Source organism: Microcystis sp. M113S1 (assembly GCF_020246945.1).
In the GTDB taxonomy this organism is placed as follows: Bacteria; Cyanobacteriota; Cyanobacteriia; order Cyanobacteriales; family Microcystaceae; genus Microcystis.
Genome location: NZ_JADBSA010000024.1, coordinates 1 through 15,952, shown reverse-complemented (window position 1 = coordinate 15,952; position 15,952 = coordinate 1). Strand labels below are relative to the sequence as shown.

12 protein-coding genes and 1 tRNA gene are annotated in these 15,952 nt (G+C 41.8%); 10 read left to right on the top strand and 3 right to left on the bottom strand.

From position 1 onward, the window contains the following. The 9 genes from IM319_RS01570 to IM319_RS01530 all read left to right on the top strand — a co-directional run. Nucleotides 1-2,268 (top strand): CHAT domain-containing protein (locus tag IM319_RS01570; protein WP_287734365.1); only part of this gene is annotated, 2,268 nt, incomplete at its 5' end. Nucleotides 2,269-2,407: 139 nt separating this feature from the next. After that, nucleotides 2,408-2,617 (top strand): DUF2281 domain-containing protein, encoded by a 210-nt coding sequence (locus IM319_RS01565; protein WP_002789196.1) that lies wholly within the window; start codon nt 2,408-2,410, stop codon nt 2,615-2,617. Continuing rightward, a complete protein-coding gene (locus tag IM319_RS01560; protein ID WP_287684974.1) occupies nt 2,598-2,957 on the top strand; it encodes a type II toxin-antitoxin system PemK/MazF family toxin in 360 nt (119 codons plus the stop codon). Before IM319_RS01565 ends, IM319_RS01560 begins: the two co-directional genes overlap by 20 nt. A 30-nt stretch (nt 2,958-2,987) precedes the next feature. Further along, nucleotides 2,988-4,223, top strand: a complete 1,236-nt coding sequence (locus tag IM319_RS01555) for a tetratricopeptide repeat protein (protein ID WP_287734364.1) — start codon at nt 2,988-2,990, stop codon at nt 4,221-4,223. Further along, nucleotides 4,193-5,326, top strand: coding sequence for a tetratricopeptide repeat protein (locus IM319_RS01550; protein WP_287734363.1), 1,134 nt, complete (start codon nt 4,193-4,195; stop codon nt 5,324-5,326). The genes IM319_RS01555 and IM319_RS01550 overlap by 31 nt, the downstream gene beginning before the upstream one ends. Before the next feature lie 486 nt (nt 5,327-5,812). Then, the gene (locus IM319_RS01545; protein WP_287734362.1) at nt 5,813-7,018 is read left to right on the top strand and encodes an FAD-dependent hydroxylase; all 1,206 of its coding nucleotides are present in this window, start codon (nt 5,813-5,815) and stop codon (nt 7,016-7,018) included. A gap of 92 nt (nt 7,019-7,110) precedes the next feature. Next, nucleotides 7,111-7,184: transfer RNA gene (locus tag IM319_RS01540), tRNA-Pro, on the top strand. 168 nt (nt 7,185-7,352) lie between these two features. Next, nucleotides 7,353-9,275, top strand: coding sequence for a S9 family peptidase (locus IM319_RS01535; RefSeq protein WP_287734360.1), 1,923 nt, complete (start codon nt 7,353-7,355; stop codon nt 9,273-9,275). 199 nt (nt 9,276-9,474) lie between these two features. Next, nucleotides 9,475-9,609: a hypothetical protein gene (locus IM319_RS01530; protein ID WP_287079361.1), complete on the top strand. Its 135-nt coding sequence runs from the start codon at nt 9,475-9,477 to the stop codon at nt 9,607-9,609. A 400-nt stretch (nt 9,610-10,009) separates the two neighbouring features. On the opposite strand, the gene IM319_RS01525 is transcribed toward IM319_RS01530, so the two are convergent. From IM319_RS01525 to dnaB, 3 genes are all read right to left on the bottom strand, one after another. After that, nucleotides 10,010-11,326, bottom strand: a complete 1,317-nt coding sequence (locus tag IM319_RS01525; protein WP_287734358.1) for a glycoside hydrolase family 10 protein — start codon at nt 11,324-11,326, stop codon at nt 10,010-10,012. Nucleotides 11,327-11,418: 92 nt separating this feature from the next. Next, nucleotides 11,419-12,996, bottom strand: a complete 1,578-nt coding sequence (locus IM319_RS01520) for a glycosyltransferase family 39 protein (RefSeq protein ID WP_287734357.1) — start codon at nt 12,994-12,996, stop codon at nt 11,419-11,421. Nucleotide 12,997: 1 nt separating this feature from the next. Beyond that, nucleotides 12,998-14,329 (bottom strand): replicative DNA helicase, encoded by a 1,332-nt coding sequence (gene dnaB, locus IM319_RS01515; protein WP_079208108.1) that lies wholly within the window; start codon nt 14,327-14,329, stop codon nt 12,998-13,000. Between the two features lie 208 nt (nt 14,330-14,537). Between dnaB and cobM the strand changes: the two genes are divergently transcribed. Continuing rightward, nucleotides 14,538-15,326 carry a precorrin-4 C(11)-methyltransferase gene (gene cobM / locus IM319_RS01510; RefSeq protein ID WP_287734355.1) on the top strand — a complete coding sequence of 263 codons (789 nt, stop codon included), beginning with the start codon at nt 14,538-14,540 and terminating at the stop codon, nt 15,324-15,326. The last annotated feature ends 626 nt before the right edge of the window (nt 15,327-15,952 follow it).

Below are 15,952 nucleotides of genomic sequence, written 5' to 3'. Positions count from 1 at the left end.
GCTTTAGGGGAGAAACAGAAGGCTTTAGACTACTACCAACAGGCTTTACCCTTAAGGCGGGCAGTGGGCGATCGCTCCGGGGAAGCCACTACTCTCAATAATATTGGTGGTGTCTATTCAGCTTTAGGGGAGAAACAGAAGGCTTTAGACTACTACCAACAGGCTTTACCCTTATCGCGGGCAGTGGGCGATCGCTCTGGGGAAGCCACTACTCTCCATAATATTGGTGGTGTCTATGATGCTTTAGGGGAGAAACAGAAGGCTTTAGACTACTACCAACAGGCTTTACCCTTATCGCGGGCAGTGGGCGATCGCGCTGGGGAAGCCGTTACTCTCACTGGTATTGGTCTTGTCTATGATGATTTAGGGGAGAAACAGAAGGCTTTAGACTACTACCAACAGGCTTTACCCTTAAGGCGGGCAGTGGGCGATCGCTCCGGGGAAGCCGTTACTCTCAATAATATTGGTGGTGTCTATTATGCTTTAGGGGAGAAACAAAAGGCTTTAGACTACTACCAACAGGCTTTACCCTTATCGCGGGCAGTGGGCGATCGCTCACAGGAAGCCGTAACCTTAGAAAATATTGGTTACTTACTGCAACAACAAAACCAACCTCAACTAGGGATTATCTTCTATAAACAATCGGTTAACGTCTATGAAACTCTCAGAGGCGATATCAAAAAACTCTCTAAAGAATTGCAACAAACCTACACCGAAACTGTTGCCGATACTTACCGTCGTTTAGCTGACTTGCTGCTGCAACAAGACCGCATTCTGGAAGCGCAACGGGTGTTAGACTTGTTAAAAGTACAGGAATTAGACGATTATTTGCGGGGAGTGCGCGGTAACACAAATACAGAACAGGGAGTTCCTAAACTACCACCAGAACAAAAAATAGACGAGGGAATTGAGGCAATTCTTAATAAAGCAGTAGAAATTGGCCAAGAAATCAGCCGACTGCAAGAACGACAAAAACTCAACGGCAAACTAACTCCCCCCGAAGAACAACGCCTCGCCCAACTCTGGAAACAACAGGAACAAATTGTCGCTGAGTTTAATAAATTTATCGAAAGTCCAGAAGTTTTAGCCTTAATTAACCAACTCAAACCCCAAACCCGTTCCGCCGATCTCCTGAATAATTTAGACAATTTAATTGGCTTATCTGATAATCTCAAAAAACTGCAACAAAATGCCGTCCTTATCTACCCAATCATCTTTGATGACCGCTTAGAAATCATCCTCACCACTGCTGATTCTCCTCCCGTCCGCCACACCGTAAAAGTCAGCAAAAAAGAACTAAACGAAACTATTCGCGCTTTCCGGGAAGCCTTACAAAATCCTAATCTGGATGCCAAAAAGCCAGCCCAACAGCTTTATGAATGGCTGATTAAACCCCTAGAAAATAACCTAAAAACTGCCGATGCAAAAACGATTATTTATGCTCCTGACGGACAACTTCGCTACATTCCTATAGCGGCTTTATACGACGGCAAACAGTGGTTAATTGAACGCTACCGGGTTAATAATATTACGGCTGCATCCCTGACTGATTTTAATACCAAACCCGAACCGAAAATGCAAATTTTAGCGGCGGCATTCGTTAAGGGCAGCTATCAGTTTCGACATGAGGGACAAGACTTCAGATTTAATGGGTTGCCTTTTGCGGGTATAGAGGTAGATAAATTAGCACAGACCGTTTCTCCTACTACTAAATACTTCGATAAAGACTTCAATCAAACAATTATTCCCCTACTGGATAGCTATACTGTCGTCCATTTTGCCACCCATGCAGCCTTTGTGGTGGGAACTCCAGAACAGTCTTTTGTTCTTTTTGGAGATGGGACAGTGGTGACTCTACAAACAATGAAAAACTGGCGGTTTAAAAATATTGATTTAATTGTTTTAAGTGCTTGCGAGACAGGTTTAGGGGGTAATTACGGCACAGGAATCGAAATTTTAGGGTTAGGATATCGACTACAAACCGCAGGTGCAAGGGCAGTTATTGCCTCTTTATGGAGTGTTGATGATGGCGGTACACAAGCTTTGATGAATGCTTTTTATGCTGCTTTGAGGACGGGTAAATTGAGTAAAACAGAGGCATTACAACAGGCACAAATTGCCTTGATTACCAGTAATAACCCAACCGATCAGCAGCGGCGTGGTAGTATTAAAATAGAACCTATTGAAGGAGTGCCATCGGACGTAGCAAATCGCCTCAGCCATCCCCGTTACTGGGCGCCTTTTATTCTCATTGGCAATGGATTATAATCAGTTATCAGTTATCAGTTATCAGTTATCAGTTATCAGTTGTTAGTTATCAGATAAATCTTTAAAATCCTGCTCAAAAATGCTATGATCAGTTTGTAGTTGAGCTTTAGTACCCCACTCTCAAGAACAATTCTCAATCATGACAGTCCAAGATATTACAATTGCCAAAATTCGTCAACTTCCAGAGTCATTAGTTGAAGAAGTGAATGACTTTATTGATTTCCTTACCTTAAAGTACAATCAGCAGTTTTCTGATTTCGTAGAAATCGCAGAATCCGATTTTTCAGATTATTTGTCAAATCTAGAAGATTATGAAGAAAAATTAGCTCGTGGCGAAATCAAATGGTAGCGTTATTCGTGGTGATGTAGCTTTTTGCGACCTCAACCCCGTCATTGGCACAGAACAGTCAGGAATTAGACCTGTAATCATCATACAAATTGATCGAGCTAATGGCGTAAGTCCTCATACTATTATTGTGCCATTAACCACTAAAATCCGGCGCAAACTACTTGATTCTCATGTTTTTATTCCAGAAGGTATAGCAGGTTTAAGTCAAGATTCAGTAGCACTGTGCGAGCAAATTAGAGTCATAGATAAGTCAAGAATTATTCGAGTTATGGGACATTTAGACAATCCTTATCTCGAAGAATTAGAAACAGCGTTAAGAACAATTCTAGGTTTACTTTAAGAAAATCACTATTCTAAGTATTCTAAGCCTATGTCTAATTCATCTCTAGAACAAGACCTAAAAACTTATCAAGATTTGATCGCAATTCTCCAAGAACATCCTACACCAACAGAAGCCGAAATTCTTAATATTTTACTAGCCCGCGATCGCATTCAAACAGCCCTAACAGAAACCTATTTAATTACTGATAATATCCTAAATACCCTCCAAGAATTAGACAACATTCTTAGGAAAAAACAAGCCACAATCGCCCCAATAATCGCCCAATTACGTCCCGATTTTAATCCCGATACTAAAAATTGGTGGTGGCTACTTGAAGTCCCTAAAATTGATTCTTCTTGGCACAAATACGATTTATTGGCAAATGGAGCTTCTGTTACTTTCTTGACAATTTCTTTAGGATTAATTGGTGAAATTGGCTCGCGGTTTCTTTCGGGGGGAAGTGATATTTTGGGAGGTGTTTTAATCAGTTTTCAAAGTATATTAACCTTACTTGCCGCAGGAGGAGTCTTAACTAAAACTGGACAAGAAACTGGAAAAAACTTACTGGCACGCTTTGGGATTCAAGAACAATACTGGCAAGAAATTGGCGCTGGTTTATCTTTTTTACTAATGCTGAGTATTTGGGGATTAAGACTCTCTTTACCAACTGTAGCCACCTGGTATAATCATTGGGGTTGGAGTCATTATCAAAAGGGAGATTTGAGCAGTGCAGAAGAAGATTATCAACGAGCTTTGTCTTTAAATCCAGATGACGCTGAGGCACATTTTAACTTAGGATTACTCTACGAAGAATTACAGGATTTTGATTTAGCCAGAAAAGAATATATATTAGCTATACAAGGAGGTAACACTACCGCTATTAATAATCTAGCTCGATTACATATTCTCAATAAAAATTATCCTGCTGCTGTTCACCTCTTACTTAAAGCCCAATCCGAGCCAAAATTAGATCAAGAAACCCAATTTGCTATCTGGAAAAATTTAGGTTGGGCAAGGCTAAAACAAGGAGATATTCCAGGGGCAGAAACAGCTTTATTAGAAGCGATTAAATTACATAAAAATAGTGCTGCCCCTCATTGTTTACTAGCGCAGGTAAGAGAAGCCCAAAATAACCAAACAGAGGCATTAAAAGAATGGGAAAGCTGTAATCAATACGCTAACAGCTTAAATCCTGACGAAGATAGCTGGAGAATACAAGCACAACAATGTCTAGCAAACCGGGAGAAACAAAAATGCTCACCAAAACCCAACTCATCCTATTAGGATTAAGCACAGGAATGCTGACCCTATTTTTAGAAAGTGCTAAAGGGATAGCCTTGCCTGCTAGAATTGAATCAACAACTGGTATCGTCAAGCTAAAAAGACAAAATTGGACTGAATTTAAACCCGTTTCTATTAATACAGAATTAAACAAAGGCGATCAAATTTTTCCTCTTCAGGGTGTTAGGGTGACAGTATTATGTCCCGATTTACAACAACGCCCAGTTAGTTCAGGTGTACCTTCTGGACTAAAGACAATTTGCCCCATCTGGGAAGCGTTAAAAGCCAAAAATCCCCCACCCCCAGGTTCTTTAGGAGGAACAAATGCACTCATTCCCTATCTCATTTCACCCCGTCACACCCTGATACTGACAGATACCCCCATTTTGCGCTGGAATGAAGTTTCTCAAACGAGATATTACACAATAAAAGTTATGGATTCACAGGGGATTATCTGGAAAAAGCAAGTTTCTCAAACCCAAATTTCCTATCCCGGAACACCAGTTTTTCAGCCCGGTATTCCTTATTCTGTGACAATTAAAACCGATGGGGGACAGTCTTCCGAGCAAGATAAAGCTTCTAAAATAGAATTCATCAGGTTACATTCCTCCGAAGTTGCAACCATACAGGACGAAGTTAATAAAATAGAACAATTAAATATAAATAAGCAAACTAAAGCATTAATATTAGCCGATTTTTATGGAACTTATACCCTACCGACTTCAACTTTTAATAACTATGTTTTATCCTCCAAATCCCTAGCAAATTATCATCTTACCAGTGAAGCAATCACTATTCTAGAAACTACCATCAAACAGGGTCAAAATTCAGCAATCATCGAGAGAAACTTAGCTGACTTGTACTGGCAAATTGGCCTAGCTAATCTAGCTACCAATCATTACCTTAAAGCGATAGAATTAGCTCAGATACCAGAACAATTAGAAGAAAAAACCTTGGCTCAATTTGGTTTAGGAGAAGTTTATGCAGCTTTAGGAGATAATAATCAAGCCAAGATTTGGTATAGTAAAGCCAGAGAAGGTTATCTAGCTTTAGGCGATTCTGCAAGGGCTAACTTTGTGATCCAATTAATAGAAAGCTTGCCTTAAGTTAAAAAAAGAGTAGTCTAGCTGTTGCGGGTTTTGTCTTTAGCCAACTTCTCGGGTTGTTGCCGCAAGTCGGGGTATCCAAGAAGACTGGCGCCCCAGGAGCATCAGCTAACAGAGCTTGTAAGTAGGTAGGCGTTAAAAATTATCAGATGCCCCCCTTATTAAGGGATATCCCCCCGCCTATCGGCACCCCCCTTATCAAGGGATATCCCCCGCCTATCGGCACCCCCCTTATCAAGGGGGGCAGGGGGGATCGAACCTAAAATCCATTTTTAATTTAATTATAACCAGCTACTTAGCAGCCTGTTATCGCCCTTCCAGAAGTCCAGGAAGAGCGATAACCCGAAACTCTCGGCAACGGACAAAACCCTTTCAAGTCTATCAATGGCTAGGTGGAGTGAAGACCATCAAACCCGACAGCAACCCCGAAAATCGTGTCAGAATAGATCAGTGTAGTCACTGATTATCTTTGAGAAAAATATTTATATGTTAGGACGGGACAGCTACGATTTAGTCATTGTCGGGGGCGGCATAGTTGGAACCACCCTAGCGGTGGCCTTAAAAAATACAGGATTAAATATCGCTATGATCGAGGAACGCCCCCTAGAGGTGGCTGCCGGCCGTCGTCAAGCTTATGCCCTCTCGTTGATGTCGAGCCGGATTTTTACAGGCTTGGGTATCTGGGATAAAATCTCGCCCAGTATCGGTAAATTTAGTCATATTCGCCTTTCTGATGCCGATTACCAGATTTTTGTACCCTTTGTGGTCGATGAGCTAAAAACCGATTATTTGGGCTATGTGGGCGAACATCAAGTGATTCTAACCGCCCTGCACAATGCCAGCCAAGATTGCGATCGCATTGAGTGGTTATCCCCTGCTAAAGTGTTAGAAGTGGAGTACGGAGCAGAAACAGCGACTGTCACCCTGGAAGAAGCCGGTCAAACCCGAAAAATCACCACAAAATTAGTCATCGGGGCCGATGGAGCCAAATCCGCTATCCGGCAAGGAGCGCAAATTAAAACCAAAGGTTGGAAATATTGGCAATCCTGTGTCGCTTTCACCATTAAACATCAACTCGATCGCAACGATACCGCCTTTGAAAGATTTTGGCCCACCGGTCCGATGGGCATTTTACCGCTCCAGGGTAATCGCTGTCAGATCGTTTGGACAAATCCCCATGAAGAAGCGAAAAAACTGCAAGAAATGCCCGAAGCGGAATTTATCAAGAAATTAGAAGCATATACGGGGGGATTACTGGGAAAACTAGAATTAGTTAGCCCCCGCGCTCTCTTTCCCGTACAGTTAATGCAGAGTGATACTTATGTTAAACCCCGACTGGCTTTAATTGGTGATGCCGCCCACTGTTGTCATCCCGTCGGTGGTCAAGGTTTAAATTTAGGCATTCGCGACGCAGCCGCTTTAGCGCAGGTATTAAAGGAAGCAGCGGAAAAGCAAGAAGATATAGGAGCGCTTTCTACCCTAAAATCCTACGAAAAATGGCGTAGATCGGAGAATTTAGCGATTTTAGGCTTCACGGATTTTCTTGATCGCTTGTTCTCCAATAACTGGCCGCCTATCGTTGTCATCCGTCGTCTAGGATTGGCAATTATGCGTGGTTTCCCCCCGTTGAAATTGTTTGCCCTGCAATTAATGACGGGATTAAAAGGACGTATTCCCCAATTAGCTAGATAGCTGGCCGCTAATTCCGGGGATGGGGGAGAAAGGAAGAAAAAAAAAGCTTGCAAAATGCGGCGATTATCGCTATGATGGTTAAGGTTCAATATCGGGGCGTAGCGCAGCTTGGTAGCGCACTACTTTGGGGTAGTAGGGGTCGTGGGTTCGAATCCCGCCGCTCCGATTGCAGAAAAACATAGAGTCAGGTAGGGATGCTCACTAGCAATCCCTATTTTGTCCTGTTTACTCGGAATTTCCTGAATTGATCAGCGTTTCTTATCAAGATAAGACGACCGACTCCCGAAAACGAAAACCTCGTACCTCACCATTAAGATCACTGCTGTAGTAGAAAATGTCTAATCAAATATCAGCTTACGGTTCCTGGAAATCACCGATTACCTCCGATCTAATTGTGGCAGAATCGATTAGTCTTGGTGGTGTAACTCTAGATGGAGAAGATATTTATTGGTTAGAAGGCAGACCACAGGAAAAGGGGCGAAATGTTTTAGTTAAATTAAACCCCGACGGCACAACTACAGACATCACTCCAGTGCCTTTTAATGTGCGAACTCGTGTCCATGAATACGGGGGAGGTTCCTATCTAATTGTTGCCGGAATTATCTATTTTTGTAATTTTGCTGACCAAAGAATTTATCGGCAAACTGCTGATAGTTTACCCCAACCTCTGACCCGAGAAAATTCCTGTCGTTATGCGGATTTAATTCTCGATGAATTTCGCCATCGTTTAATCTGTATTTGTGAAGATCATAGCCAAAAAGATCGGGAACCAGTTAATAGTATTGTCAGCATCGATGTAGATACGGGAGAAATAGAAACTTTAGTATCAGGCGATGATTTTTATACCTCTCCTCGCTTAAGTGCCGACGGTTCTCGATTAGCTTGGATTAGTTGGAATCATCCTAATATGCCCTGGGATAGTTCTTTTCTTTGGGTGGCCGATATTAATCATCTTTATTTGAGTAATATTCGGGTCATTGCTGGGGGTGAAAATGAGTCGGTGTGTGAACCGCGCTGGTCCGCCGATCAACAGTTATATTTTACCAGCGATCGCAATGATTTCTGGAACTTTTATTGCTTTAAACACGATGAACAAATCGAACCAGTTATCGAACCAATTGATGCTGAATTTGCCTACCCTCATTGGGTTTTTGGTTTATCTAACTACGGCTTTGCTGGGGAATCACAGATTATTTGTAGCTATACAAAAGATGGCCGTTGGTATTTAGGAAGTATCGATACTCTTAATCGAGAATTCCAAGAAATTATTACTGCTGATACTAACATTTCTTCTCTACAAGTTAGCGATAACAAAATAGTTTTTATTGGCGGTTCTTTCAGGGAAGTAACGGCGGTTGTCTCAAGGGATTTAGCCACAGGAACTAGAGAAATTCTCAAATCTTCTAGTAATTTAACTGTTTCTAGCGATTATTTCTCGATTCCGGAAATGCTCGCTTTTCCCACCAGTCAGGGACTAACGGCCTATGCTTGGTATTATCCCCCCAAAAACCCCGATTATACTGCCCCCAATGGCGAATTACCGCCCCTTTTAGTCAAAAGTCACGGCGGACCGACGGCTGCGGCGACCTCTAGTTTAAGTCTGCGGGTGCAATACTGGACCAGTCGCGGCTTTGGCTATCTAGATGTCAATTATGGCGGTAGTACGGGTTATGGTCGTCAATATCGTCAGCGTTTGCAGGGAAATTGGGGAATTGTCGATGTGGAAGACTGCATCAACGGGGCAAAATATTTGGTTAATCAGGGATTAGTCGATGGGGAAAGATTGGCAATTTCTGGAGGCAGCGCTGGTGGTTATACAACTTTAGCGGCCTTAACTTTTCATGATACTTTTAAAGCAGGAGCTAGTTATTACGGAGTTAGTGATTTAGAGGTTTTAGCCAACGATACCCATAAATTCGAGTCGAGATATTTAGATAAATTGGTGGGACTTTATCCTCAAGAAAAGGAAATTTACTATCAGCGATCGCCTATTCATTTTACCGCTCAGTTATCCTGTCCGGTGATCTTTTTCCAAGGTTTAGAAGACCGAGTGGTTCCACCCAATCAAGCGGAAATGATGGTAGAAGCTTTAAAAGCGAAAGGTTTACCCGTTGCTTACGTTCCCTTTGCGGGAGAACAACACGGATTTCGTCAAGCTGAATCGATAAAACGAGCATTAGATGCAGAATTTTATTTCTATTCCCGTCTCTTTGGTTTTACTCCTGCTGATAATTTAGAACCCGTAGAAATTAAGTAGGGTCTGCTGAATAAATCTAAAAACCTTGTTGGGTAAGACTTTTAGACTTTTTGTCAATCAAAAAGTACCGGACTGGGAGTGATCAGGGGAAAATTCAGGTACTTTTTCCCTGAAAATTAGGTAGTTGACCACCTGAAAATCGGTAAAACCCTACACCCCACACCCCACACCCCACACCCTACCACCACCGAAAAACTTTTTGCCGCAAACCCTAACTAAGCCTCAAATTCGGAAACTGGCGGAAGTAGAAGTGATTCAATTAGGATTATTTGAGCAGGTAAACTTAGTGGAATTTGAGAGTGAAGATTATCCAGACGAAAGATTAATTGCTTAATGTGATTAAAGCGAGTCGCAGTGAATCCGCTCAGTCTAAAGAGAGAAAAAAACGGAATCAAGAGAACCTCCCTGTGCATAGTTTTCGGACTTTGTACAGAAGACTTGGGGACGATTTGCTTGAATACAGTAGAATGTACGATTAGAGAGGAAAGTTATCGTTTTTCTAAGATAACTCGACCGACCCAACTGCAACAATCATGCGTTAGATTTATTAGGGGTTTCCCTGATTTGTACCCAGTAACGGGGTATCGTAAATTCTCTTAATCCCTCCTACAGCACAGGTTATGGCTTTTTGTCAACGGGGGAGTCCAGGTATATCACTCCAGCTAGGACTGTTACCCGTTCAGGGGGGGGGTTCAAGCGGCGAGTGGCATTGACTCTGTGGGCAAAAATTGCTATTAACTACCCGGAGGGGGAATTACAGGAATTTCGATACCGTCCGGCGCTAAAGGGGGAGGTGTGGGGGTTAGTCCTGGCTGGTCAATCAGTTCAGGCGTACTAACTAAGGGAATATTTTCCACCACGGGAAGACGGGGAGTGATTGGTTGCGAAAACATCGCTTGAATTGCCGCTTTTCTGGTTTCTTGAGGTTCCAAAGCTTGCTGCCAGAGACTTTCATAAAAGAAGAAAATCACCCCTAAACCCCGTTGACGAGCAGCCAACACCTTTTCTTCAATAAAGGGTAGGGCAATCGGTCGATTGCGTAAACCGGTTAAAACTCCCACACCGGTGGGGATAGTTTGCTGGGTTTCCTGAATTTCGGGACGCTCTAATTGTTTGAGAAAACTGGGCAGATCGGGACGATAAACCTGTACGATTAACTCATCGACTAATCCTTGCCGCACCCAACCGAGCCAATCCTGTAAATGACCATTATAGGCGAATTCGTAGGGATTAGGGGCGATCGAAAGCAGTATATTCGGTTTAATTGCCTCAATTGATTCTTTGAGATTAGCCAGAAAAGCGGTGATTTTATCGGCCCGCCATTTTGTCCATTCGGGATCCCGGGGGTTAGCCGGGGGAGTTTTTTCGGTTTCCTGTTGATAAAGGGCGATAGTATAGGGATCATAGCCGAATTCGTTGGGTAAACTCAGATGATCGTCGAATTGGATGCCGTTAATATCGTATTGTCCCACCACTTCCAAGACTAACTCCCGCAGAAAATTCTGCACTTCGGGACGGAAAGGATTCAACCAGACCACCTCCCCGGCTGCCCCTACCCAAGTGGTCCCTCCGTCCCGTTTTTGGGTTAACCAGTCCTGATGTTTTAAGGCTAATTCTGAGGTGGGAGGAGCCATAAATCCGAATTCAAACCAAGGAATGACTAATAATCCCCTTCCACGGGTTTGTTCCACCAATTCTGCTAAGATATCTTGTCCCTGCGCTCCCGTAGGCACAAAAGGCTGTATTCCTTCCCGTTGAGCGATCGCGCTAGGATAGAGAGCATAACCGGAATTCCAAACCACGGGATAGATAGCATTAAAATTAAGATTAACTAATTGCTCGATCGCTTGTTGTCGTTTATCCCTGTCCATCAGCATCGCTGTATCGTTGGTGGTAATCCAAACACCGCGGATATCAGGATCTCGACTTTGAGAGAAAGCGGCAGAAAAATAGCCTAAGAGTAGGACTATGAGAAAAGATGCTAAGAATAGTAGTATAGGGAACTTTTTAAGAATTTGCCGCCAAACGCTGATCGGAATTAGAAAAGTCATTTCTTTAAGATGAAGATTAACGGTTTTAACTGGTTATAATACCAGCTTTGCTCAACTCTTTCAGGCTAGATTGACCCAAAATATATATTTACCTATTTCTTCACTCGCCACAATTGACCTTGAGGATAGAAATAATCAAGACGAATATCGAATTGATCTAAGGCAAGTAATAAACGATTGGAAGGACGAAAAAGAAATAAGTTGACCTGGGGAATTTCTAGGACTTCTTTTAACTTATCGGTATCGGGGTTAGTGGTAGTCAGGAAGTATTGTACATCAGAATTAAGACGATAATTAAGGGAAAGCAAATCACCTAAGTTAGTCCAGTCATTACCTTCGTCGCTGATAATAATGGCATTGGGTACAGCATTGATTTTTCTGGCAACTTCGCCATTCCAATAACTAGGAACTTTTGCCCAACTGGTTTCGGAAAGAGCATTATTAAAGTTCGATATTATACTAGCAGTTAACAAAAAAATCAAGATAGTTTTACCTAAAATTTTACCTTGATTAAGCAATTGTGACAAGAAAAAAGCCACAGTTATATAGATAGTGGGAAAGGATGCAATTAGATAACGGGTGACAGTTGATCTAGTGGTAGTAAAAATTATATCTGGAATGACTAAAGCTAGGAAAGTCCCTAGGGTTGAGGTAATCAGAAAAGTAAAAGCTATCGGGTTATTATAGCGATAAACTCGATAAAAAGCATAGATAGTTAAGCTTAAAAAAAACAGTCTATATATATAGGTGAAGATGTTATTAAAACCGAAGTCGGTATCACTAAATAGACAGGTAAAACCTAGAATCCATAATTTACTGATTAATCCCCAATCGAGATAGTTAACGGCAGCCCAACTGGTGGAGTTAAAGGCCCTTTGAGAGTTAGTTAAGAAAACCTGTAACCAGGGTATATATAAAATCATCATTGTTAACCCAGATAAAAGGAAAAATATCAAGTTATTTTTTCGCTCTGGTTTCATAACAAGATACCAAAGTATAAAGGCTGCTTGAGCAAATAAGTTGAGAATAAAAAAGAGATGGGTGTAGAGTCCGAGAGTATTAGATAGGGTATATAAAGACCAATTAACAATAGTTCTTTTCCTGAGACATTTTAACAGCAGTAATTGACTGATTATAGTTAACAAAACTAAAAGACTATACTGACGAGACATTTGAGCAAATATTATATCAACTGGAGAGAGTGCCAATAAAATTACTGCTAAAATTGCCGTTAACTTTGCTGCAAATAATTCTAGGGATAGATAGTAAATAAATGGCAGGGAGAGAAGACTAAAAACAATCGCTAAACTACGGGAAGAAACGGTAGAAAAACCGAATATTTTTTCCCAATAGCGAGAGATAATAAAGTATAAAGGTGGATGTTGAGGGTCTTCTTTAGCAAGAGATTTAATTGTATCAACAACATTACTTTCGGGTTTCAGTTGCTGAAATTTTCCTAATTCTGTGGTAGATAAAAGACGATTTTGAAAGATAGTATCAGCGATTTCCTTTGCTTGATAACCACTGGTTCTAATGGTGGTGTAGGATTCATCGTGCCAATAGATTTTTTTATCGATATTCGCAAAACGAAAAACCACACCGAGAGTTAGGATAATTGCCAAAAGTATTAAGAGCCAATTGGGAATTTTATAATTAATAGTTGCTTTCATTTTAATAATTAGAGCGACTTTGTTTAAGATTAAGAAACTTGGTAAATTCTGGTTGAAAAAGTAGCTTAATTGTGCCGGTGGGACCGTTACGGTGTTTAGTAATAATTACTTCGGCCACACCTCGATCGGGACTATCGGGGTTATAATATTCATCTCGGTATAACATCATAATTAAATCCGCATCCTGTTCGATCGATCCTGACTCGCGTAAATCGGACATCATCGGTCTTTTATTATTGCGAGATTCCACAGCGCGACTTAACTGAGAAAGAGCAATGACAGGAGCATGAATTTCTCTCGCTAAACCCTTAAGACTGCGGGTAATTTTGGAAAGTTCCTGAACACGATTATCACCTCCCCCTTCCATTAATTGCAGATAATCGATTAAAACTAATCCCATTTGCCCCTTTTTTTCTGCCTGTAAACGCCGCACTTGGGAACGCATTTGAATTACACTTAAATTGGCACTATCATCGATATATATGGGCAAATTTAATAACTTTTCTAGTCCCCCAAGAACCTTCTCTAAATCATTTTGTCCCAAACGGCCCGAGCGAATCCGATTACTTTCGATTTTAGCCTCATTCGATAACAAACGTTGGGCTAATTGTTCCTTGGACATCTCCAAACTAAAGACAGCCACAGGTAAATTCTGTTGAGCGATATTATAGGCAATATTAAGAGCAAAAGAAGTTTTTCCCATGGAAGGCCTACCCGCGATAATAACTAAATCCGAGGGTTGTAAACCACTGGTCATCGCATCGAGATCATAAAATTGAGTTTCGATACCGGGTAGAGTGGTCGTCTCCTGCATTTTCTCAATTTCGTTAAAAGTTTCAATTAAAGTATCCCCCAGAAAAATTAAACCCTCTTGGGGTCGTTTTTGGGTGAGACGAAAAATCTTTTGTTCCGATTCATCGAAAACATTTTCTAATTCTAGCGTCGTATCCCTGGCTAACTCAATAATTTCTCCCCCGGTGGAAATTAACTGACGACGCATATATTTATCCATCACTAATTCAGCATAGCGATCGATGTTAGCGGCCGAGACAGTGCGCTCAATTAATTGTAACAATCGCGGCATTCCCCCGATTTCTTCCAGCAGATAATTATCCTGTAACCAGCTGCTAACCGTCATTAAATCCGTCGGTTTTCCCTTCCCTTGTAAAGCAAGCGCCGCACGATAAATATCTTGATGGGTTTTCACATAGAAAGCTTCTGGAATTAAAAAATCACTGATTCTACCTAACGCTTTTGGATCTAGTAAAATACCACCTAAGATAGATTCTTCCGCTTCAATATTTTGGGGGGGGAGGGACTGATCGCTAATCATTGTCAATGCTGACCGTGCTTTATCATTAATATTGTATAGTCAGTTTCACCGTAATTAAATACAAATGTTCAGGTTAATAATCGGATTCAGTATTCAGGAGACAGTATTCTCCGAGTCAGTCCCGATGAAAAAATTTTCACCCCCACAGATGAAAGAGGTTTCCTTCCCCACACCCCACACCCCACACCCCTTTTAAACAGGATTTAGTATGACTTTAATTGACTCCTCTCCTCTCCTCCCGGCCGTCTATTTTATTGGTGCTGGCCCCGGAGATCCAGAATTATTGACGGTAAAAGCCTATAAAATTCTCCAAAAAGCCGATGTTATCCTCTTTGCTAATTCCCTCGTCCCCAAACAGATTCTTGAGGACACTCGTAAAGATGCCGAGTTAATTCCCACCAGTAGCATCACCCTAGAGGAAATTATCCCTTTAATGATCGATCGCGTGCGTCGGGGTTTAGCGGTGGTGCGACTGCAATCGGGGGATTTAAGTCTCTATAGTGCCATCCAAGAACAAATTCATCTTTTGACAGCAGCGGATATACCCTTTCAGCTAATCCCCGGAATTAGTGCCTTTCAAGGATTAGCGGCCAAATTGGCCCTAGAATTAACGATTCCGGAATTAGTCCAGACAATTATTCTAACCCGGGTGGAAGGAAAAGCATCTCCCATGCCAGAAAGTGAAGAATTAGCCTCTTTAGCCGCCCATAAAGCCAGTTTATGCCTATATTTAGCCGCCCGTCATGTTGACAAAGCCCAGGAAAAACTCCTAGAATACTACCAGCCAGAGCAACAGGTGGCCGTTTGTTTCCGTCTCAGTTGGCCCGACGAAAAAATCTGGGTTGTCCCCCTGTCAGAGATGGCCCAATTAACCCATCGAGAAAATTTAACTAGAACTACCCTTTATCTAATTAGTCCCGCTTTAAACCAGATTACAGGAACTCGATCGCAACTTTATCACCCGCAACATTCCCATCTTTTCCGTCCTCATCCCTAGGTATTTTCTGGGAAATATACCTAAAGTTAGAGTTAAAGAGCGGCGATTTTGTTTAGGATTATTTCAGGAGGTAAGACAATTTTAAAAATGTTTAAAATTAGTCTAACAATCCATGCACAACTGCCCTATGTGTTCGGGAATTACCCTTCGTCACCTTGAGGTTGGTCGTGCCTACTGGTATTGTCCTCACTGTCGTCAGGAGGTTCCTAACTTCCTTGATTGCTCCAGTCCTCGCAAGGTAAAGGTAGAGCGAGTTAGAGCGGAAAAAACAGTTTAGATTTTCAAGTTGGTAGATGGCAATAAGATCTGTGGGATGGGTTAATTTTTAACCTATCCCACTTTACCTGTCTAGGGTTCGCTGAATAAATCTAAAAACCTTGTTGGATAATATCTTTAGACTTTTTTGAAATCAAAAAGTACCAGCGATGGGAGTGATCGGGGGGAAAATTCAGGGACTTTTTCCCTGAAAATTAGGTAATTGACCCCCTCAAAATCGGTAAAACCCTACACCCTACACCCCACACCCCACACCACAAGAAACGTTTTCAGCAGACCCTATCTAGACATCCCTAGGATTGAGATGGATCATTTCCCAAGTCACATAGGTACCGATCGGACTCTAAATC

Bases quoted from the DNA above. Each gene is read 5' to 3' on its own strand.
- dnaB (WP_079208108.1), bottom strand. From the start codon at position 14,329: ATGATTAGCGATCAGTCCCTCCCCCCCCAAAATATTGAAGCGGAAGAA.
- IM319_RS01520 (WP_287734357.1), bottom strand. From the start codon at position 12,996: ATGAAAGCAACTATTAATTATAAAATTCCCAATTGGCTCTTAATACTT.
- IM319_RS01545 (WP_287734362.1), top strand. From the start codon at position 5,813: ATGTTAGGACGGGACAGCTACGATTTAGTCATTGTCGGGGGCGGCATA.
- IM319_RS01535 (WP_287734360.1), top strand. From the start codon at position 7,353: ATGTCTAATCAAATATCAGCTTACGGTTCCTGGAAATCACCGATTACC.
- IM319_RS01550 (WP_287734363.1), top strand. From the start codon at position 4,193: ATGCTCACCAAAACCCAACTCATCCTATTAGGATTAAGCACAGGAATG.
- cobM (WP_287734355.1), top strand. From the start codon at position 14,538: ATGACTTTAATTGACTCCTCTCCTCTCCTCCCGGCCGTCTATTTTATT.
- IM319_RS01525 (WP_287734358.1), bottom strand. From the start codon at position 11,326: ATGACTTTTCTAATTCCGATCAGCGTTTGGCGGCAAATTCTTAAAAAG.
- IM319_RS01555 (WP_287734364.1), top strand. From the start codon at position 2,988: ATGTCTAATTCATCTCTAGAACAAGACCTAAAAACTTATCAAGATTTG.
- IM319_RS01565 (WP_002789196.1), top strand. From the start codon at position 2,408: ATGACAGTCCAAGATATTACAATTGCCAAAATTCGTCAACTTCCAGAG.